This is a genomic window from Bacteroides graminisolvens DSM 19988 = JCM 15093 (genome assembly GCF_000428125.1).
Classification (GTDB): Bacteria; Bacteroidota; Bacteroidia; order Bacteroidales; family Bacteroidaceae; genus Bacteroides; species Bacteroides graminisolvens.
Window position 1 is genome coordinate 73141 of sequence record NZ_KE386627.1, and the last position, 21691, is coordinate 94831.

The following is a 21691-nucleotide window of genomic DNA, read 5'->3' on the forward strand; positions in this document are numbered from 1 at the left end:
TTTGCACGGTTGTTGGCTTAACTATTTAGCCAGAACAATACAACACTGAATTACGTTTTCTTATCTAAAAACATATTGAAGCTTATGTCACAGATTATCGGGCATATTTCTCAGGTCATCGGCCCAGTTGTCGATGTTTATTTTGATGGTACTGATGCCGAATTAGTACTTCCGAGTATACACGAAGCGCTTGAGATCAAACGGCCCAACGGCAAGAAACTTATCGTAGAAGTTCAACAGCACATTGGTGAAAACACTGTACGCACGGTGGCTATGGATAGTACCGACGGATTGCAGCGTGGCATGAAGGTATTATCGACTCATATGCCTATAACGATGCCTGTGGGAGCGCAGATAAAAGGACGCCTGATGAATGTAGTGGGTGATTCCATCGATGGCATGAAGGAGCTCGACCGCAAGGGGGCTTATGCCATTCACCGCGAACCGCCTAAGTTTGAAGACCTCACTACCACGCAGGAAGTGCTTTATACGGGTATTAAAGTGATTGACCTTCTGGAGCCTTACTCAAAAGGCGGGAAGATTGGTTTGTTTGGTGGTGCCGGTGTAGGCAAAACGGTTTTGATCATGGAGCTGATTAACAACATTGCCAAGAAGCACAACGGTTTCTCGGTGTTTGCCGGTGTGGGTGAGCGTACCCGCGAAGGTAACGACCTGTTGCGCGAGATGATTGAATCGGGCGTTATCCGCTACGGCGAAGCGTTTAAAAAGAGCATGGAGGAAGGAAATTGGGATTTGTCGAAAGTGGATTACGACGAAGTTGCCAAGTCGCAAGCTACCTTGGTGTTCGGACAGATGAACGAACCTCCCGGAGCACGTTCGTCGGTTGCCCTGTCGGGTCTTACCGTGGCAGAGTCTTTCCGTGATATTTCCGAATCGGGTTCTAGAGACATTCTGTTCTTTATCGATAACATATTCCGTTTCACTCAGGCAGGTTCCGAGGTTTCGGCTTTGCTGGGACGTATGCCTTCTGCAGTGGGTTACCAACCTACGTTGGCTACTGAAATGGGTGCCATGCAGGAACGTATCACTTCAACGAAATCGGGTTCCATCACTTCCGTTCAGGCTGTTTATGTGCCTGCCGACGACTTGACCGACCCGGCACCTGCAACCACATTTACTCACCTCGATGCCACCACGGTATTGAGTCGTAAAATTACGGAGTTGGGTATCTATCCGGCTGTTGACCCGCTGGAGTCGACCTCGCGTATTCTGGATCCGCTGGTAGTGGGACAGGAGCATTACGATGTGGCTCAACGGGTGAAACAGATTCTGCAACGTAACAAAGAATTGCAAGATATTATTTCCATTTTGGGTATGGAGGAGCTGTCTGACGAAGACCGCCTCACTGTGAACCGCGCGCGCCGTGTGCAGCGTTTCCTTTCACAGCCTTTCACCGTGGCCGAACAGTTTACCGGAGTACCCGGAGCGATGGTGGCCATTGAAGATACCATCAAAGGTTTCAAAATGATTCTGGACGGTGAGGTCGATTACCTGCCCGAACAGGCGTTCCTGAACGTGGGAACCATTGAGGAAGCCATCGAAAAAGGAAAACAATTACTTGAACAAACCAACTAAAAATAAAGATTCATGGCTCTGCAACTGAACATCGTTTCGCCCGAGAAAGAACTTTTTAACGGAGAGGTCAGTCAGGTTACGCTTCCCGGTTTGCTGGGGCAATTTACTATTTTGCCCAATCATGCCCCCATTGTTTCCTCTCTTAAAAAGGGAGAAATCATTTACGTGGCGGGCAATAAGGAGTGTAAACTGGAAATTAACGGAGGCTTCGTTGAGTTAAGTAACGGAAACGTTTCTGTGTGCGTTTCATAAAGAATGAGGATAGACAAAGAATGAGTATTAGCAAAACCAAATTGAATTACCTGAGTGCTCTTGCCTCAGTAACCTGTATGACAGCTGCGCTGGGAGCGCTGGTATTTTATTTCCTTTTGCCGGAACATTACTTTAACTGGTATCCGTTCATTCCTATTTATTTCTTTGTCTTGGGAGTGTTCTCCATTTATATGTTTGACGCTTGTCGCAAGCACATGCCGAAGAAACTGGTGCTTTTTCACCTGGCGCTGAAGATCATCAGAATGATTTTCTCCGTTTTTATTTTGGTGTTGTATTGCCTGGCGGTGAGAGACCATATAAGGGAGTTCATGGTTACTTTCATTATTTTTTATTTGGTGAATCTGGTATTTGAAAGCTGGTTCTTCCTGGCTTTTGAGTGCAACCGTAAAAGAAAAAAAGAAAATGAGAAGATTGCATAATATAGTTGTTTTCCTGTTGCTTTTGTGCGTGGTGCCCACCGTTTCGGCCAACGAACACGAGGGTGAACCGGTTAATGTGAAAGAGATTGTTTTCGGTCACATAGGCGATTCATACGAGTGGCACATCACAACCTGGGGGGAAACAGAGGTGCGCATTCCGCTTCCTGTCATAGTGTATAGCAGTACAACGGGCTGGCATGCCTTTCTTTCTTCGGAACTGGTAGAGAACGGAGGTACTTACGAAGGACTCTCCATCGCTCCGGCAGGCAGTAAGTACGAAGGCAAAATTGTGGAGCACGATGCTGCGGGACAAGAGGTTCGCCCGTTCGATATTTCCATTACCAAAGTAACACTTGCCCTGCTTATTAACAGCTTGCTGCTTGTGGTTATTGTGTTGGGAGTGGCTCATTGGTACAAAAAGAAACCCAGAGGGGCAGCCGCACCCGGAGGGTTTGTAGGCTTGATGGAGATGTTCATCATGATGGTGAATGACGATGTGATTAAAAGCTGTGTGGGACCCAAATACAAAAAGTTTGCACCCTACCTGCTCACGGCATTCTTCTTCATTTTCATCAATAACCTCATGGGACTGATTCCTTTCTTTCCCGGTGGAGCCAACGTAACGGGCAACATTGCCATTACCATGGTGTTGGCACTGTTTACCTTCGTGATTGTGAACGTTTTTGGTACGCGTACTTACTGGAAAGAGATATTCTGGCCGGATGTGCCCTGGTGGCTCAAGGTGCCTGTGCCCATGATGCCTTTCATCGAGTTTATAGGTATTCTGACCAAGCCGTTTGCCTTGATGATCCGTTTGTTTGCCAATATGCTGGCGGGTCACATGGCCATGCTGGTACTTACCTGTCTGATATTTATTTCCGCCAGCATGGGACCGGTGCTCAATAGCAGCCTTACCATTGCATCGGTGCTATTCAATATCTTTATGAATGCACTCGAATTGCTGGTGGCTTTCATTCAGGCGTATGTGTTTACCATGCTTTCGGCGGTGTTCATCGGCTTGGCACAGGAGGAGCACAAAGAAGAGCACTCTGCTGAAAAACAGCAGGCTCATTAATTACATGATTTCAAGAGACTTACAAGTATATTAATAATTTAAAAAAATAAGATTATGTTACTTACAATGTTATTTCAAGCAACAGCAGCAGCTGCTGGTATTAGCAAATTAGGTGCCGCTTTTGGAGCAGGCTTAGCAGTAATCGGTGCCGGACTAGGTATTGGTAAGATTGGTGGTTCTGCCATGGAGGCAATTGGCCGTCAGCCCGATGCAGCCGGAGATATTCGTATGAATATGATTATTGCAGCCGCGCTGATTGAAGGTGTTGCGCTGTTGGCTATCGTTGTTTGTTTATTGGTATTCTTTTTATAAAAAAGAAAGTTTATGTCATTATTATTACCAGAGAGTGGACTTTTGTTCTGGATGTTGCTGTCTTTCGGAATCGTCTTTGCCGTTTTGGCGAAGTACGGCTTCCCCATCATCATCAAGATGGTGGAAGACAGGAAGGTGTACATCGACCAGTCTCTTCAGGTAGCCAAAGAAGCTAACGAGCAGTTGGCCCGTTTGAAGAGCGAGGGGGAAGCGATCGTACTCAGCGCCAACAAGGAACAGGGACGCATATTGAAAGAGGCCATGCAGGAGCGCGAAAAGATTATCTATGAAGCGCGTAAGCAGGCCGAAATGGCTGCTCAGAAGGAACTGGATGACATGAAGGCGCAAATTCAGTTGGAAAAGGAAGAGGCTATACGCGACATTCGTCGTCAGGTAGCCGTTCTGTCGGTCGACATCGCCGAGAAAGTGATTCGCAAAACGTTGAACACCGAGAAAGAGCAGATGGAAATGATTGACAGAATGCTCGATGAAGTTTTATCAAGTAAGTCTTAAAACAAGTGTAGTTTATGGATATAGGAATAATTTCAATGCGATATGCCAAGGCGCTGCTTGCTTACGCTCGTGAACACAAGGCGGAGAGGGTGGTTTACAAGGAACTGAAGGCTTTGTCGCAGAGCTTTGAAACACATCCTGCACTGAAGAAGACGCTCGATAACCCGGTTCTGCCTGCTGAGGTAAAGCTGAAGCTGCTCTGCTCTGCCGTGTCCGACACGTGCGATGTGAGCGAGCAGTACAAGCGCTTCATGCAGCTGGTGCTCAAAGAACGCAGGGAAAACTTCCTGCAGTTTATGTGCATGACCTACATCGGACTGTATCGTAAGCTCAGGCACATTGGCGTAGGGAAACTGATTACCGCTGTGCCGGTTGACGATGATACGCGCGAACGGATTAAAACCGCGGCAGCTGAGAGGCTTCATGCCCGCATGGAGCTGCAAACGGCTGTAGATCCTTCTATTGAAGGCGGTTTTATTTTTGATATCAACGGCTACCGACTGGATGCCAGCATCGCTACTCAGCTCAAAAAAGTGAAGCAGCAGTACATAGATAAGAATCGTCGAATTGTTTAATTATCAGGTTCTTAGGGTGTAATTTTTAAATTAATAGTAAAAGAATTATGTCAGAAAATATAAGAGTAAGTGAGGTCTCGGATGTGCTGCGCAAACAGCTCGAAGGCATTGAGGCTCGCGTGCAGCTCGATGAAATAGGTACCGTGTTGCAGGTGAGTGACGGTGTGGCACGTATTTACGGACTGAATAACGCTGAGGCTAACGAACTTCTGGAGTTCGACAACGGCATTAAGGCCATTGTGATGAACTTGGAAGAGGATAACGTGGGTGCCGTGCTGCTCGGTCCGACTGATAAGATTAAGGAGGGCTTTACGGTGAAACGTACCCGCCGAATTGCTTCTATCATGGTTGGTGAAAGCATGCTGGGACGCGTTATTGACCCGCTGGGCGAACCGCTCGACGGTAAAGGACGCATCGGCGGTGAGCTTTATGAGATGCCGTTGGAGCGCAAGGCACCGGGAGTGATCTTCCGTCAGCCGGTTAACGAGCCGTTGCAAACGGGTTTGAAGGCTATCGATGCGATGATTCCTATCGGTCGCGGACAGCGTGAGTTGCTCATTGGCGACCGTCAGACGGGTAAAACGGCTATTGCCTTGGATGCCATCATTAACCAGCGTGCCAACTACGAAGCGGGCAATCCGGTTTATTGCATTTATGTGGCTATCGGTCAGAAAGGTTCTACCGTTGCCAACATTGTAAATACCCTGAAACAGCACAAAGCAATGGATTACACGGTGGTGGTGGCTGCTACGGCAGGTGACCCCGCTGCGTTGCAATATTTTGCTCCTTTTGCCGGAGCTGCCATCGGTGAGTACTTCCGTGACACCGGTCGCCATGCATTGGTGGTGTATGATGACTTGTCGAAACAGGCTGTGTCTTACCGTGAGGTATCACTGATTCTTCGCCGCCCGTCGGGTCGTGAAGCGTATCCGGGAGATATCTTCTACCTGCACTCTCGTTTGCTGGAGCGTGCTGCCAAAATCATCAACCAGCAGGAAGTGGCTTGCCAGATGAATGACTTGCCCGAAAGCCTGAAAGATAAGGTAAAGGGGGGCGGTTCGCTGACGGCTTTGCCTATCATTGAAACACAGGCGGGCGACGTATCGGCTTACATTCCAACGAACGTGATCTCCATTACCGACGGACAGATTTTCCTTGAGACGGACCTCTTTAACCAGGGTATTCGTCCGGCTATCAACGTAGGTATTTCGGTGTCTCGTGTGGGTGGAAATGCACAAATCAAGGCCATGAAGAAGGTGGCCGGAACGTTGAAGATAGACCAGGCGCAGTATCGCGAGCTGGAGGCTTTCTCGAAGTTCAGCGGCGACATGGATCCGGTTACGGCGCACACCATCGACAAAGGGCGTAAGAACACCCGCTTGCTGGTTCAGTCGCAGTATTCGCCTCTGGCTGTTGAAAAGCAGATTGCCATTTTGTATTGCGGCACGCACGGACTGCTCAAAAACATTCCGCTCGAGAAGGTGAGTGAGTTTGAACAGAACTTCTTGAAATCGCTCGAACTCAATCATCAGGCAGATGTGCTGGATGTGCTGAAAAGCGGTGTGATTAACGACCAGGTAAGCAAGCTGATTGAAGAAACGGCTGCCATGGTTGCCAAGCAGTTTATGGTTTAATGAATAAATGAGAGACAAATGGCTTCATTAAAAGAAATAAAAACGAGAATCGGGTCGGTAAAAAGTACCAGACAGATTACATCGGCCATGAAGATGGTGGCTTCTGCAAAACTGCACAAGGCACAGGGAGCCATTGAAAGTATGTTGCCGTATCAGTCGAAACTCAATGCGATACTGACCAACTTCCTGAGTACCGATTCTGAAATTGAATCACCCTTTACCCGTGTGCGCCCTGTTCAAAAGGTGGCACTCGTGGTGTTCTCGTCCAACAGTTCGCTGTGCGGCTCTTTCAACGCCAATGTGTTGAAGCAGTTTGCGTTGGCGCATGAGTCATACCAGCAACTGGGTGCCGATAACATCCTGGTGTTTCCGGTGGGCAAGAAGATTGAGGAGAAAGTGCGCAAGATGGGCTACCAAACACAAGGTAGTTTTCAGCACATGGCCGATAAGCCTTCGTATGACGAGACGGTTCAGCTGGCTACTCAATTGATGGAGATGTTTCTGGCGGGCGAGGTCGACAAAGTGGAGCTTATTTATCACCACTTCAAATCGGTCGGTAGTTTCCAGTTGGTTCAGGAAACTTATCTGCCCATTGACCTTTCTACAGCCGAATCTGCTTCTGAGAAGAAAGCTACAGGCCGGAAGATTGATTACATTGTGGAGCCTTCGGTTGAAGAGTTCATTGCCCATTTGTTGCCACGCGTCATCACGCTGAAGATGTTTACGGCACTGCTCGACTCCAACGCGTCCGAGCATGCTGCCCGCACCGTGGCCATGCAGATTGCGACCGACAATGCCAATGAATTGATTCAGGAGTTGACTAAGCAGTACAACAAAATACGTCAGCAAACCATTACGAATGAGTTGCTCGATATTGTGGGCGGTAGCATGAGGTAAATACCCGTATAACACTGATATACACAAAAAATAAAGGGGTTGTCCGTAACAGGATAGCCCCTTGTTTTTTCAGTACAGGTAAGGGTTGTTACCACCCCGCTGCACTTCAATGCGCACTCCGAAGTTCTTGTTGAACTTCATCTCCATGGCACCTTTGAAGTAGTTTTTGTCCCACGGCAGGAGGTTGTTTCCCCGTATCTTGGTACCGTCGGCGTTGTACTGACCCGACAGGTTGAGCCTTATTTTATCGGTAATTTGATAGCTTGCCACACCAATGTTCTCATTGACAGAATAGAAGTTATCCATGCGGTTGGTGTAGAGCAACGTAGGGCGCCCGTCGGCCGATGCCTTACCGAATACCCAGCGGGCAGGCTGGTTGATGGATTGCAGCAGTCCGTCCATGCTGGGGGCAGTTTTCAGGAAGTCTTCAAGCGAAGGCAATTGCTTCACAGCCATGGTGAACAAACTACCGTCGAGAATGAAATCACCAAACATTTTGTTTTGCCCCATCGACAAGGTCAGACTGTCATTCTTGATTTCCGACTGCGCACTCACGGTCGCCGAAATCCATAACACGGAAAATAAAACTATTAGTTTTTTCATATAAAAAGTGTTAGTTTTACGCGATATGCAAATATACTCATCCCTCAAACAATCATACCGATTTTATTGTTATTTTTGCACCTTTAAAATTATAAATATAGCATTTTTATGAAGTCGGATATAGAGATAGCACGTACCACAGAGCTAAAGAAGATCAAACAAGTAGCCGAAGAGATAGGCATACCTCGCGATGAAGTAGAGAATTACGGACGCTACATAGCCAAAATACCCGATTACCTGATAGACGATGAAAAGGTGAAGAAAAGCAACCTCATTCTGGTAACAGCCATCACGGCCACTAGGGCGGGTATTGGTAAAACCACCGTTTCCATCGGTTTGGCGCTGGGACTCAACAAGATTGGCAAGAAAGCCATTGTGGCATTGCGCGAACCCTCTTTGGGCCCTTGCTTCGGCATGAAGGGTGGGGCAGCAGGCGGCGGCTACGCACAGGTGTTGCCCATGGAGAAGATTAACCTCCATTTCACCGGCGATTTTCACGCCATTACCTCCGCACATAACATGATTGCAGCCTTGCTCGATAACTACCTGTACCAGAACCAGTCGAAAGGTTTCGGACTGAAAGAGATTTTGTGGCGCAGGGTGCTCGATGTGAACGACCGTTCGCTGCGTAGCATCGTGGTAGGCTTGGGGCCTAAGAGCAACGGCATTACCCAGGAGTCGGGTTTTGACATCACCCCGGCATCCGAAATCATGGCTATTCTCTGTTTGTCGAAAGACGTGCAAGATCTTCGCCGACGCATTGAAAACATTATTTTGGGCTTTACGTACGACAACAAGCCTTTCACCGTGAAGGACTTGGGTGTGGCAGGTGCCATCACCGTGCTGCTCAAAGAGGCGTTGCACCCCAATTTGGTGCAGACTACCGAAAATACCGCAGCCTTTGTGCACGGTGGCCCGTTTGCCAACATTGCGCACGGATGTAACTCGTTGCTCGCCACGAAAATGGCCATGACTTTTGGCGATTACGTGATTACCGAAGCCGGATTTGGTGCCGACCTCGGTGCCGAGAAGTTCTATAACATCAAGTGTCGTAAATCGGGATTACAACCCAAGCTGACGGTTATTGTGGCTACGGCTCAGGGATTGAAAATGCACGGTGGTGTGAGCCTCGACCGCATCAAAGAGCCCAATCTAGAAGGACTGAAAGAGGGCTTGCGCAACCTCGATAAGCATGTGCGCAACCTGCGCGCTTTCGGGCAGAACATTGTGGTGGCTTTCAATAAATACGCTACGGATTCCGAGGAAGAAATTGAACTGCTACGCACGCATTGCAACGAACTGGGTGTGGGCTTTGCAGTGAACAATGCCTTCTCGCAAGGTGGCGAAGGGGCTGTGGAACTGGCACAACTGGTGGCCGACACGGTGGAGAATAACCCGTCGAAACCGTTGCAATTTACCTACAAGGATACCGACAGTGTGCAGCAAAAGATTGAGAAAATTGCAACCGGCATTTACGGTGCCAGCATTGTGACTTACAGCAGCAGCGCGCGCAACCTGATGAAGCAGATCGGTGAATTGGGCATTTCACACTATCCGGTGTGTATTGCCAAAACGCAGTACTCATTCTCGGCCGACCCCAAGATATACGGTGCGGTGAATAACTTTGAGTTCCACATCAAAGACATTGTCATTAATAACGGTGCGGAGATGATTGTTGCCATTGCCGGAGAAATACTTCGCATGCCGGGCTTACCCAAAGAGCCTCAGGCGCAACACATCGACATTGTTGACGGTCACATTGAGGGCCTCAGCTAACACCCGTTCGGCAACAACATAATTGGCTGCGTGCAACGACAAAACTCGTTGTGCGCAGCCAATTTCTTTTCTGTGCACGGCTTATAAACTTTCCGTGTGCAGCTTCTGCACACGCATTTGCGCAAAGCAGCCGGGGTAATTTTGTTGAATGAAATCCAGCAATTGCTCGCGCACGTCAACCCGCAAATCCCAGTTCAGAGAGGCATCTTTGCTACTCACCAGCACGCGAAGTTCCTTGTAACGCTCTTTGGTGTCGGTCACCTGAATGTTGGCTACGCGCCCGTCCCACTTAGGGTGATGCTGCACAATCTCCGTCAGCCGTGAGCGCAGCGCATCCAGGGGCAAGGCATAATCAACGTATAGAAACACCGTTCCCAGAATCTCCGCGGTGCTACGTGTCCAGTTCTGAAAAGGCTTTTCAATGAAATAAGTAACGGGCAGTATCAGCCGCCTCTCATCCCAAATCTTCACCACAACGTAGGTTAGCGTAATCTCTTCAATGCGGCCCCATTCACCCTCCACAATGACCACATCATCCAGTCGGATGGGCTGCGTAATGGCAATCTGTACACCCGCCAGCACGGTGGCGATGCTCTTTTGCGCGGCAAACCCCACGATAATACCTGCAATACCTGCCGAGGTGAGCAGACTGACACCAATGGAACGCACCTGCTCAAACGTCATCAGGCAAATGCCCAGCACCACCACGACAATGGTGGCAACGATGATGTTTTCAAAGATTTTCATGCGGGTAAGGTTCCTGCGCGCATTCAGGTTGTCGGCCGTATGAATATCGAGCTTGTTGAGCCAATAGTAAAAGAATGCTTTCACTATTTTAATGACAAGCCACCCCACGGTGAGTATCAGCAAAATGTTGTTGATGCTCATTAACGTGCTGAAAATAGGCGTTTCTGATATGAATGAATGGCTGAATATTTTAAACAGAATCCATAGAAGCAACCACAGAACAGGTATCTTCAGAATGTCAATCACAAAGCTGTTGACAGCCGGCTTTCTAATGAGCGATTTTCGCTTCAAAACGCTAATTACGCGTTGGTAAATTAGGTACAGCAGCAGGCTGCTCAATAGAAACAGCCCCATTCCTATTAAAATGCGGTAAGGTTCTTGAGACATTAATCTTTCAATAAAATTCATAGGCTATATGTATTTAGAAAAGTGAATAATAAGCTGATTGCGGCACGGCTCCCTATTCATGCAAACGCCTCTGCGGGGTGTTTGGTTCATTTTGGCTGTTCATACCAGCGAGCTTGATAAATTTGTGAAGCCCCGTTTGTAACCTAAATAAAAAAAACCACCGCGCAATGTGAGTAACGCGGTGGATAAAATCAATTTTTTTATTATGAAAAACAAACATTTTAGACGTCTCGCGACGTCCATCAAGAAGATCTTAATATGCAAACAGAGGATATTTCTCCATTGTCTTGTTTACGCGTGCACGAACTTCGGCAATAACAGCCTCATTCTCTACGTTTGACAATACAGTTTCAATCATTTCGGCTATTTCAGCCATTAAATCCTCTTTGGCACCACGAGTCGTAATAGCCGGAGTTCCCAAACGGATACCCGAAGTCTGGAAAGCCGAGCGACTATCAAACGGAACCATATTTTTGTTTACAGTAATATCAGCAGAAACCAAAGCCTTTTCGGCTACTTTACCGGTCAATTCGGGGTATTTGGCACGAAGATCAACCAACATAGAGTGGTTGTCGGTACCGCCCGAAACGATGGTAAATCCGCGGTCCATCAATGCTTTTGCCAATGCAGCAGCATTCTTTTGAACCTGTTGTTGGTATTCTTTGTATTCGGGTTGCAAGCACTCGCCAAATGAAACAGCTTTGGCAGCAATGACATGCTCCAGCGGTCCACCCTGAATACCGGGGAACACAGCAGAGTCAAGCAACTGCGACATCATTTTCACTTCGCCTTTCGGAGTGGTTTTTCCCCATGGATTTGGGAAATCCTTACCCATCAGGATCACACCACCGCGTGGACCACGCAATGTTTTGTGAGTGGTAGAAGTCACGATGTGTGCGTACTTAACCGGATTTTCGAGCAAACCTGCGGCAATGAGTCCGGCAGGATGCGCCATGTCAATCATCAGCAGTGCACCCACTTTATCGGCAATTTCGCGCATGCGTTTGTAGTCCCATTCGCGAGAGTAGGCAGAGCCACCACCAATAATCAATTTGGGTTTTTCACGTAAAGCAACTTCTTCCATCTGGTCGTAATCTACGCGACCGGTTTCTTGCTTCACGTTATATTCGCAGGGAGTATAGATTATTCCCGAAGTATTAACCAATGAACCGTGAGAAAGGTGACCACCGTGTGCCAGGTTCAATCCCAGGAATTTATCACCGGGGTTCAGAACAGCCAAGAAAACAGCGGCATTAGCCTGAGCGCCCGAGTGCGGTTGCACGTTGGCCCATTCGGCACCGAATATTTCCTTTAAGCGGTCAATAGCAATTTGCTCGCTCTGATCCACCACTTCGCAACCACCATAATAACGCTTGCCGGGGTAGCCTTCAGCGTATTTATTCGTTAAGCAAGAGCCCATGGCCTGCATTACTTGGTCACTAACGAAATTTTCTGATGCAATCAGTTCGATGCCTTTCAACTGACGTTGATGCTCTTTTTCGATAATATCGAAAATTAAATCGTCTCTTTTCATTCTTTTTGTAGTAAGATAATAAGTAGTTGTTTCGAGATCCTTTGTTTAAGCGCACAAAATTAATCAAAAAAAATGATATATTCATGCAAACTATCGGAATTAATGCCGATAAAATTTCAATTTAGAATATGACGCCCAGCGAAAAACTCAGCACATTGTCTCGTCTTTTGAACGAAATATCACCACTTGATGTTCCTCCGGTTGTTGTTGCATCCGTGTAAGTAACAGATTTGGTGAGGTTGTTGAACCCCTGTTCGTAACGGAAGTCAAAGTAAATGTGCGATATGCTCACCGATACGCCGGCAGCCATTCCCACGTTAAACCTGCGCAATTCTTCTACCACATCTTGCTGCCCGAAGTTCTCAAACTCAATGTCGTTTTTCCGTGTGCGGATGTACTTGAGTTTGGGACCTGCAAAGACCGACATATTGTAAGGCCCTTCTTTCACGAGACTGTAACCGTAGTACACCGGCACGTCAATGCTGTGAATGCTAGACCGCAGGTAAGCATATTGCGGTTCCACATCCGTGCCGTGCTCACCCAGTCTGTCGAACTCAATTTCGCCCCGGCTGATGGTGTATGACACCTCGGGCTGAACGAAATGCTTCCTGATGTTGAACCGCATGAACAACGTTCCGGCATAACCAATCTTGTAATTGTTCTGCACATCGTCGATCGTGATGCCGCTTATTTTCAGCGATGAAACCTGGTACATGGTAGAGTTGAACCCCGCCCTGAAACCAACGTTCACCTTGTGTTGGTTAGGAAGCCGGTGCGTTTTCTTTTTCTCCGGAGCCACAACCGTTTCGTCCTGCTGCCACACCGTTACATGCTGTTGCGACGGCACGGTTGTTAACGTATCTGTTTCTTGCGAAAAGATACTGCCCACGGCACAGGAACAAATGATAAAAGCAAGCAGTCGTTTCATTCTTTATCTTTTAGAGGTGGCTATCACTTCTTATTTTTCTTCTCGACGGACCATCCGAACTTGCCGATGTGCGCTCCCAATTCGAAATACCCCCCGTGCACATACACCAGCGGGTTTGTTTCGGCCAGCTCCAGCTTGCCCGTTTCACGGTTCAGGTGCTCCTGATCCGCCCGCACATTCACCACATCGGCAATGAACATGTGATGCGATCCCAGCGCCATAATTTCCTTTACGCGGCATTCAATACACAAGGGCGACTCCTCCACCAGCGGAGCCTGCACCACGGAGCACTTGCCGGGAGTGAGCTTCATCTCCTCGAACTTATTAAAATCCTTGCCCGAACGCACCCCACACCAGTCGGTTGCAAACGCCATATCTTTCGTTGTGAGGTTAATCACAAACTCCATGTTCTTCTTGATAATGTCATACGAATGCCTTTCGGGGCGCACCGAAATGTAACACATGGGCGGATTGGTACAGATGGTTCCCACCCACGAAAGAGTAATGAGGTTATACTCCTCCTCGGTGCTTCCGCAGCTTACAATAACAGCAGGCAGCGGATAAATCATCGTTCCCGGTTTCCAGTCTTCTTTCATAAAATAACAATCTCTTCTTTTCTTTGTTCCTTTTCGCAGTAGTGACATTTGAGCACACAATTCTCCTTATCGGTTACGTGAAACAGTGTGGCCATGGGTTCATTGTTGGTAATGCATTTGGGGTTGGCACACTTCACGATGCCTTTCAAATCATCGGGCATGTACACCTCTTTCTTTTCAATAACCTCGTAATCACGAATAATGTTCAGTTTCACGTGAGGAGCCACGACAGAAATTCGGTTAATCTCCTCGTCGCAGAAAAACTTATCGGCTATTTTGATGATGCCCTTTGTGCCCAACTTCTTGCTTTCGAGGTTGAAACCGATGGTGATGTTATTCTCCATGTGTTCCAGTCCCAACAGAGAAACCACCGTGAAGAGCTTTTCGGCAGGAATATGGTCAATTACAGTGCCGTTTCTTAGAGCGGCCACCTGCAAAGCTTGTTTATTCTTATTCATTTGTGCGTTCCGTTAATCAGTTTATAAGATATCTTGAAGAGTAATTCCCAGCACATCACACAAGATGGCTTCACGAGCATAAAGTCCGTTGAGCGCCTGCTGAAAATAGTACGCCTTGGGACTATCGTCTACGTCATACGCAATTTCGTTCACACGGGGCAGCGGATGCAGAATGCGCAGGTTGGGGCGCGTTTGCTCCAGCATTTTACTCCTTAATATATACACATTCTTCACCCGTTCGTATTCCATCATGTCGGTAAAGCGTTCGCGTTGCACACGAGTCATGTACAGAATATCCGCATCGGCAATGATTTCTTCGTTGAAATCAGTGTGTTCCACATACCTGATGTTGTTTTGCCTGCAATACATCTTGTATTCCTCGGGCATCTTCAGCTCCTCGGGCGCAATGAAGTGAAAAACAGGATTGAAGTGGCGCATGGCCATGAGCAGCGAGTGCACGGTGCGTCCGTATTTCAGGTCGCCCACCAAGTAGATGTTCAGATTTTCGAGCGTTCCCTGTGTTTTGTAAATGGAATACAAGTCGAGCATGGTTTGCGAAGGATGCTGGTTGGCACCGTCGCCCGCGTTGACAATGGGGACGGGAGACACCTCACTGGCATAGCGTGCCGCCCCTTCGAGGTGATGCCTCATGACGATGACATCGGCATAATTGCTCACCATCATAATGGTGTCTTTCAGTGTTTCTCCTTTTGAAGAACTGGTTGCTTTGGGGTCACTGAACCCGATAACCCTAGCCCCCAAACGATTGGCAGCAGTTTCAAAACTCAGTCGGGTGCGGGTAGACGGTTCAAAAAACAACGTGGCCACTACCTTACCCTGAAGAATCTTCCGGTTGGGGGTTTTTTCAAACTGCTTCGCCATTTCGAGCATATAGAGAATTTTCTCTTTGGAATACTCGGCTATGGTTACTAAACTCCTGTTTTCCATATTGTTATCTGTTAATTTATACAACATCATAAATACGGAGCGTAAAGGTACGAATAAAATATGTTACCTCATGTATTTTTGCATTAACTTTGTGTTAGAAATATGCACGAAAGCGTTCAAAAATGATAAAAATGAAAAGGCTTGGCAAATATGTTGTGAAAGAGCAACTTTTATTTTAATTTTGCACACTTATTGCAGATGCAAAAGAAGTGATTATTCGTAAAAATACACCCGTAAAATGATAAAAAAAGTAGTATTAGCATTGTGGATATTCTTTGCCGTAGGCCTAGTGGCAGCCGTTATGCTGTTTGCCTCCATTGCATACGGATGGATAGGTTACATGCCCGCGATTGAAGAATTGGAAAACCCGAATTACAAGTTTGCCACCGAAATCCTCTCCGAAGACGGTAAAGTAATGGGCACTTGGTCGCTCAGCAAAGAAAACCGTGTGTACACCAGTTACAACGAGCTGTCGGCCAACGTGATCAACGCCCTCATTGCTACGGAAGATGTTCGCTTCAAAGACCATTCGGGCATTGACGCCATTGCTTTGGCGCGTGCCGTGGTGAAACGCGGCATATTCATGCAGAAGAATGCCGGTGGTGGTAGTACCATTACCCAACAGCTGTCCAAACAGCTCTATTCGCCCGACGCGAACAGCGTGACGCAACGTTTGTTTCAGAAACCCATTGAATGGGTGATAGCCGTGCGCCTGGAACGCTATTACACAAAAGAGGAAATACTCACGATGTACCTCAATAAGTTCGACTTCTTAAATAACGCCGTGGGCATTAAAACCGCTTCGTACACCTATTTCGGTTGCGAACCCTCGGAACTGAAAATAGAAGAAGCTGCTACGCTGGTGGGCATGTGTAAAAACCCGTCGCTCTTCAACCCGGTGCGTTTCAACGAACGCTCGCGCGGCAGACGCAACGTGGTGCTCGACCAGATGCGCAAGGCCGATTACATTACCGAAGAAGAGTGCGACTCGCTGCAAGAGCTGCCCCTTACGCTGAAATACCACCGTGTGGACCACAAAGAGGGCCTCGCCACTTACTTCCGCGAATACCTGCGCAGCATGATGACCGCCCGCAAGCCTAGCCGTGGCGATTACCGCAGCTGGCAGATGCAGAAGTATTACGAAGATTCGCTGGCATGGGAAACAAACCCGCTGTACGGATGGTGCCAAAAGAATCACAAGAAAGACGGTTCGAATTACAACATTTACACCGACGGACTGAAAATATACACCACCATCGACTCGCGCATGCAGAAATATGCCGAAGAAGCGGTGGAAGAACACTTGGGAGGCTACCTGCAAGGTCGTTTCTTTGCCGAAAAGAAAAACCGCAAAACAGCCCCTTACACCAATCAGCTCACCGAAGAACAGGTGAAACAGATACTCGACAAGGCCATGAAGCAGACAGACCGTTACCGCATTATGAAGGACAACGGTGCTTCGGAATCGGAAATCAGACGGGCATTCAACACGCCCGAAGAGATGTCGGTTTTCACTTGGCATGGCGAGAAAGATACGGTGATGACTCCGATGGACTCCATCAGGTACTACAAATACTTCCTGCGCACCGGCTTTGTGTCGATGGATCCGTTCAACGGCCATGTGAAAGCCTACGTGGGCGGTCCCAACTACACCTATTTCCAATATGACATGGCCATGGTGGGACGCCGGCAGATTGGTTCAACCATTAAGCCGTACTTGTATTCGCTCGCCATGGAAAACGGATTCTCTCCGTGTGACGAGGCGCGCAACGTGGAGCAAACCATCATTACCGAGGCCGGTGAGGCGTGGTCGCCCCGCAACAGCTCGCGCGATCGCTACGGCGAAATGGTTACGCTGAAATGGGGATTGGCCCGTTCTAACAACTGGATCTCGGCTTACCTCATGAGTAAACTCAATCCGTATGCGTTGGTGAGACTTATTCACTCGTTCGGGGTGCTGAACAAAGACATTCAGCCCACACCCTCGCTTTGTTTGGGCCCGTGCGAAATTTCCGTGGGCGAGATGGTGAGCGCTTACACTGCTTTTGCCAACAAGGGTATTCGCGTGGCACCGCTGCTGGTGACTAAAATAGAAGATAGTGACGGCAACGTGATAGCCAACTTCACTCCGCAAATGGAGGAGGTAATCAGCGCTACCAGTGCTTACAAAATGCTTATTATGCTGCGTGCCGTGATTAACGAAGGTACGGGCGGGCGCGTGCGCCGCTACGGCATTACGGCAGATATGGGTGGTAAAACGGGTACCACAAACCGTAATTCGGACGGATGGTTCATGGGCTTCACACCCTCGCTCGTATCGGGCTGTTGGGTAGGTGGCGAGGAGCGCGACATCCATTTCGATACGATGTATGACGGACAGGGTGCTTCCATGGCTCTGCCTATTTGGGCGCTTTACATGAATAAGGTGTATGCCGACAAGTCGCTGGGTTACGACCAAACGGAACGGTTCAAGTTACCCGAAGGATTCGACCCCTGCGGTAGTGGTGAAGGAGATCCTTCGACTACGCCGACGGAAAGCACCGGTATTGACGACCTGTTCAGGTAAGCACCGGTGGCATGAATACCTGCATTATCTGCCTGGGGAGCAACGACGGCCGGGAGCAAAACCTGCAACTGGCACGTGAACGACTGACGGAAATTTATCCGTCTGTTCGTTTTTCTGAGGCATACCTCACCGCTGCGGAAGGACTTCAAAACCCGTCGCCCTTCCTCAATCAGGTAGCGGTGGTGCACACCCGGCAAACGGCCCACGAGGTGCGGGCTACGCTCAAGGAGCTGGAACGAGAGGCGGGTAGACTGCCTGCTCACAAGCAACTCGAGGTGATCAAGCTGGATGCCGACCTGTTGCAATTTAACGACCGGGTGCTGAAACCGGCCGACATGCAGCGCAGTTACGTGCAGCGCGGCATGGCGCAAGTAATGACCAATGAATAACTTAAAAACAAGATAAGATGAAATTTCTGGGAATTATTCCGGCCCGATATGCATCCACCCGTTTCCCCGCGAAACCGTTGGCACTGCTGGGCGGAAAAACCGTGATTCAACGTGTGTATGAACAGGTGGCGGGCGTGCTCGACGAGGTGTATGTGGCTACCGATGACGAACGTATTGAGGCAGCCGTGCAGGCTTTTGGCGGGAAAGTGATTATGACCTCGTCGCATCACAACAGCGGTACCGACCGTTGTTACGAGGCTGCCACCCGTGCGGGAGGCGATTTTGATGTGGTTATCAATATTCAGGGCGACGAACCGTTTATTCAGCCTTCGCAGCTGGAAGCCATCAAAGAATGCTTCAACGATGCCACCACGCAGATAGCCACTTTGGTGAAACCGTTTACCGAAGCCGACGGCTTTGAAGCGTTGGAGAATCCCAATTCGCCCAAGGTGGTGCTCAATAAAAACCGCCATGCACTTTATTTCAGCCGCTCCGTTATACCGTTTCAGCGCAACGCCGAGAAGAAAGATTGGCTGAAAGGGCAGGTGTACTACAAGCACATCGGACTCTATGCTTACCGCACCGAGGTGTTGAAAGAGATAACCGCCTTGCCGCAGTCGGCTCTCGAATTGGCGGAGTCGCTGGAACAGCTGCGCTGGCTGGAGAACGGCTACACCATCAAAGCAGGTATCACCCACGTTGAAACCATTGGCATCGACACCCCTCAGGATTTGCAGCGAGCAGAAGAATTTCTTCGTCAGATGAATGCCCGATAAGATGGACAGAACCCAACAACCACCCATCTCTGAACTCGAGGAACTCGATCTTCAGAAACCCGTGCGCACGGTACTTCCCAACGGTATTCCGCTCAGTGTAATCAACAGCGGCGAACAGGAAGTGTGCCGCATCGACTTGGTGTTTGAAGCGGGACAACTGCGTCAGAACACCCTGCTTCAGGCGCTTTTTACCAACCGCATGTTGCGCGAAGGCACGACCCGCTACACATCGGCCGAAATTGCTTCGAAACTCGATTACTATGGGGCATGGCTGGAGCTGACCTGCTCCATGGAGCACGCCATCGTAACGCTTTACACGCTGAACCGTTACTGCCGCGAAACCCTGTCGGTGCTGCACTCCATGGTGACCGAACCGGTATTTCCGGAGAAGGAATTCGCCACCGTTGTTGACATGAACCTGCAACGGCTGCAAGTGAATTTGGCCAATGTGGAATATCTGTCGCAACGCTCCCTGCTTGGTTCGCTGTTTGGCGAAAACCATCCGTACGGGAAGTTTGCGAAGGAGGAAGATTACCGCAGTCTCACGACAGAACACCTGAAATCGTTTTACGCAAAGTATTACACGTCAGATAACTGTCACATCTTTTTGGCGGGAAAGATAACTCCAGCCGTGATGGATGCGGTGACCGATGTGATGGGCACCAAACCCTTCGGGAGCGACAAGGCCGACCTTACCAGGCCTTGTTTTGAGATACAGTCGGTACCGCAGAAACGCATCTTTACCGAGAAGTCGGATGCCGTGCAAAGTTCCCTCAGGATGGGAGCTGTCACGATTGACCACAACCACGAAGACTACCTGAAACTGCGTGTGCTTATCACCCTTTTCGGTGGTTACTTCGGCAGCCGACTGATGACGAACATACGCGAAGAAAAAGGCTACACGTATGGCATCTCGGCAGGACTGATGTCGTACCCCGATACCAGTGTGTTGATGATTAACTCGGAATCTGACAACGAATATGTAGAAGCCGTTGTGCGCGAAGTGTATGCCGAGATTGACCGCTTGCACACCGAACCGGTGAGCGAACAGGAACTTACGATGGTGAAAAATTACATGATCGGGGAGATGTGCCGCTCGTATGAATCGGCCTTTGCATTGCAAGACGGCTGGATATTTATTTACGTGTCGAAACTTGATGATGATTATTTCCGGCGTTCGCTGCGTGCCGTGAAGGAAGCCACACCGCAAGATATGGCCCGTTTGGCACAGCAATATTTATGTAAAGAGACTTTAAAAGAGGTTGTTGCAGGTAAAAAGATGTCATAATAGCCGGCTGCGCTGGCGGTAATTTGAATAAAAATTGTATTTTTGTGATGATTACTAATCCAAAACACACCATAATAGATGAGATATTTTTACACTATCATATTGGCCTCCTACTTATCGTACACACCTGTTCAGGCTCAGGACAATGGCGGCTTCTTCGGCAAAATCACCGAACGCTTTTCGGGTGAGGTGAAAATAGGTAGCTATACATTCAAAGACGGATCGGTTTACACGGGCGAACTCAAAAGCCGTAAACCCCATGGCAAAGGCAAAACCATCTTCAAAAACGGCGACGTGTATGAGGGCGAATACGTAAAAGGTAAGCGCGAGGGCTTTGGCGTGTACAGCTTTCCCGATGGCGAAAAGTACGAGGGACAGTGGTTTCAGGATCAGCAACACGGCAACGGTACGTATTATTTTCTGAATAATAACCGCTACACGGGCATGTGGTTTCAAGATTACCAGCACGGACAGGGCACTATGTTTTATCACAACGGCGACATGTACGAAGGGGGCTGGGCAAATGATAAACGCGAAGGTCAGGGCATTTACACCTGGAAGAACGGCTCGAAGTACTCGGGTGCCTGGAAGGGCGACAAGAAAAACGGGCAAGGCGAACTCATCTGGAACGATGGTTGCAAGTACACAGGCAACTGGAAAAACGACTCGAGAGACGGTAAGGGTACTTTTGAATATGCCAACGGTGATAAGTACGTGGGCGACTGGGTAGATGATATTCAGCACGGCAAGGGTATTTACTTCTTCCACACGGGCGACCGTTACGAGGGGGCTTATCTGTTGGGTGAGCGCACCGGTGCAGGTATTTATTATCATGCCAACGGCGACAAGTATGTGGGCAACTTCAAGGAAGGTATGCAAGATGGCAAGGGTACTTTCACCTGGGCCAACGGTGCTGTGTACGAGGGCGACTGGAAGGACAATAAGCGCAACGGTTTTGGCCGTTATAAATGGAACAACGGTGATGTGTACGAGGGTGAGTGGAAGGATAACCAGCCCAACGGGCAGGGTACTTTGACGCTGACCAACGGAACCAAATACAAAGGCAGTTTCGTGAACGGTATGGAAGATGGCAACGGGGTGCAGGAAGACAAAGACGGCAACCGTTTTGAAGGCTTCTTCAAACAAGGAAAAAAACACGGCCCTTTCGTTGAAACCGATAAAGACGGCAACGTGATTCGTAAGGGTACTTATAAATTTGGGGCTTTGCAATAGCCTTACCTCGCTTTTTAATAGAAAACTTAGGGTGTGTTAGCATACCCAAAACATACAAATCACCCTCGTTACAGATAGCTGTAGCGAGGGTGATTTTTAGTTTATGAGAGGTTCTCAACATCCTCTCACTTTTGAAAACACACTTAT

The 21691-nt window shown here is 48.6% G+C and carries 22 protein-coding genes; 15 read left to right on the top strand and 7 right to left on the bottom strand.

The window, feature by feature from the left end; genetic code table 11:
- The first annotated feature begins 84 nt into the window (after nt 1–84).
- The 9 genes from atpD to C511_RS0112815 are packed head-to-tail and all read left to right on the top strand — an operon-like array spanning nt 85 to nt 7294.
- On the top strand, nt 85–1596 hold the full coding sequence (gene atpD, locus C511_RS0112775) for a F0F1 ATP synthase subunit beta (RefSeq protein ID WP_024997351.1): 1512 nt from the start codon (nt 85–87) through the stop codon (nt 1594–1596).
- Between the two features lie 12 nt (nt 1597–1608).
- On the top strand, nt 1609–1848 hold the full coding sequence (gene atpC / locus C511_RS0112780; protein ID WP_024997350.1) for an ATP synthase F1 subunit epsilon: 240 nt from the start codon (nt 1609–1611) through the stop codon (nt 1846–1848).
- Nucleotides 1849–1868: 20 nt separating this feature from the next.
- A complete protein-coding gene (locus C511_RS0112785; protein WP_024997349.1) occupies nt 1869–2288 on the top strand; it encodes a hypothetical protein in 420 nt (139 codons plus the stop codon).
- A complete protein-coding gene (gene atpB, locus C511_RS0112790; protein WP_027318234.1) occupies nt 2272–3363 on the top strand; it encodes a F0F1 ATP synthase subunit A in 1092 nt (363 codons plus the stop codon). Before C511_RS0112785 ends, atpB begins: the two co-directional genes overlap by 17 nt.
- Nucleotides 3364–3417: 54 nt before the next feature.
- The gene (atpE, locus tag C511_RS0112795; protein WP_027318235.1) at nt 3418–3675 is read left to right on the top strand and encodes an ATP synthase F0 subunit C; all 258 of its coding nucleotides are present in this window, start codon (nt 3418–3420) and stop codon (nt 3673–3675) included.
- 12 nt (nt 3676–3687) lie between these two features.
- Nucleotides 3688–4188, top strand: coding sequence for a F0F1 ATP synthase subunit B (gene atpF, locus C511_RS0112800; protein WP_024997348.1), 501 nt, complete (start codon nt 3688–3690; stop codon nt 4186–4188).
- A gap of 14 nt (nt 4189–4202) precedes the next feature.
- Nucleotides 4203–4763, top strand: coding sequence for a F0F1 ATP synthase subunit delta (locus tag C511_RS0112805; RefSeq protein WP_024997347.1), 561 nt, complete (start codon nt 4203–4205; stop codon nt 4761–4763).
- A gap of 47 nt (nt 4764–4810) precedes the next feature.
- Nucleotides 4811–6397, top strand: coding sequence for a F0F1 ATP synthase subunit alpha (gene atpA / locus C511_RS0112810; RefSeq protein ID WP_027318236.1), 1587 nt, complete (start codon nt 4811–4813; stop codon nt 6395–6397).
- An 18-nt stretch (nt 6398–6415) separates the two neighbouring features.
- Nucleotides 6416–7294: a F0F1 ATP synthase subunit gamma gene (locus C511_RS0112815; protein WP_027318237.1), complete on the top strand. Its 879-nt coding sequence runs from the start codon at nt 6416–6418 to the stop codon at nt 7292–7294.
- Nucleotides 7295–7363: 69 nt separating this feature from the next.
- Here the strand turns inward: C511_RS0112815 and C511_RS0112820 are convergent, their stop codons facing one another.
- A complete protein-coding gene (locus C511_RS0112820) occupies nt 7364–7897 on the bottom strand; it encodes a hypothetical protein (RefSeq protein ID WP_024997346.1) in 534 nt (177 codons plus the stop codon).
- Nucleotides 7898–8005: 108 nt separating this feature from the next.
- Here C511_RS0112820 and C511_RS0112825 point away from each other — a divergent pair, with 108 nt between their 5' ends.
- Nucleotides 8006–9673, top strand: coding sequence for a formate--tetrahydrofolate ligase (locus C511_RS0112825; protein WP_024997345.1), 1668 nt, complete (start codon nt 8006–8008; stop codon nt 9671–9673).
- 81 nt (nt 9674–9754) lie between these two features.
- Here C511_RS0112825 and C511_RS0112830 read toward each other — a convergent pair whose 3' ends face one another.
- From C511_RS0112830 to pyrB, 6 genes are all read right to left on the bottom strand, one after another.
- Complete coding sequence (locus tag C511_RS0112830) at nt 9755–10828, bottom strand: mechanosensitive ion channel family protein (RefSeq protein ID WP_027318238.1); 1074 nt, start codon at nt 10826–10828, stop codon at nt 9755–9757.
- A 253-nt stretch (nt 10829–11081) separates the two neighbouring features.
- Nucleotides 11082–12362: a serine hydroxymethyltransferase gene (gene glyA / locus C511_RS0112835; protein ID WP_027318239.1), complete on the bottom strand. Its 1281-nt coding sequence runs from the start codon at nt 12360–12362 to the stop codon at nt 11082–11084.
- 121 nt (nt 12363–12483) lie between these two features.
- Entirely contained in the window at nt 12484–13290 is an 807-nt protein-coding gene (locus C511_RS16880; protein ID WP_051260527.1) for a porin family protein, read from the bottom strand.
- Between the two features lie 23 nt (nt 13291–13313).
- Complete coding sequence (locus tag C511_RS0112850; protein WP_024997342.1) at nt 13314–13886, bottom strand: flavin reductase family protein; 573 nt, start codon at nt 13884–13886, stop codon at nt 13314–13316.
- A complete protein-coding gene (gene pyrI / locus C511_RS0112855; protein WP_024997341.1) occupies nt 13883–14344 on the bottom strand; it encodes an aspartate carbamoyltransferase regulatory subunit in 462 nt (153 codons plus the stop codon). The genes C511_RS0112850 and pyrI overlap by 4 nt, the downstream gene beginning before the upstream one ends.
- Before the next feature lie 21 nt (nt 14345–14365).
- A complete protein-coding gene (pyrB, locus tag C511_RS0112860) occupies nt 14366–15292 on the bottom strand; it encodes an aspartate carbamoyltransferase (RefSeq protein ID WP_024997340.1) in 927 nt (308 codons plus the stop codon).
- Nucleotides 15293–15530: 238 nt separating this feature from the next.
- Between pyrB and C511_RS0112865 the strand changes: the two genes are divergently transcribed.
- The 5 genes from C511_RS0112865 to C511_RS0112885 all read left to right on the top strand — a co-directional run bounded on the left by C511_RS0112865 (nt 15531) and on the right by C511_RS0112885 (nt 21544).
- Nucleotides 15531–17858, top strand: coding sequence for a transglycosylase domain-containing protein (locus C511_RS0112865; RefSeq protein WP_027318240.1), 2328 nt, complete (start codon nt 15531–15533; stop codon nt 17856–17858).
- Nucleotides 17859–17869: 11 nt separating this feature from the next.
- Nucleotides 17870–18247, top strand: coding sequence for a 2-amino-4-hydroxy-6-hydroxymethyldihydropteridine diphosphokinase (locus C511_RS0112870; RefSeq protein ID WP_024997339.1), 378 nt, complete (start codon nt 17870–17872; stop codon nt 18245–18247).
- Between the two features lie 17 nt (nt 18248–18264).
- Entirely contained in the window at nt 18265–19023 is a 759-nt protein-coding gene (kdsB, locus tag C511_RS0112875; RefSeq protein WP_027318241.1) for a 3-deoxy-manno-octulosonate cytidylyltransferase, read from the top strand.
- A 1-nt stretch (nt 19024) separates the two neighbouring features.
- Nucleotides 19025–20311 carry a M16 family metallopeptidase gene (locus tag C511_RS0112880; RefSeq protein ID WP_027318242.1) on the top strand — a complete coding sequence of 429 codons (1287 nt, stop codon included), beginning with the start codon at nt 19025–19027 and terminating at the stop codon, nt 20309–20311.
- Between the two features lie 78 nt (nt 20312–20389).
- Entirely contained in the window at nt 20390–21544 is a 1155-nt protein-coding gene (locus C511_RS0112885) for an MORN repeat-containing protein (RefSeq protein WP_024997338.1), read from the top strand.
- Nucleotides 21545–21691 lie beyond the last annotated feature (147 nt).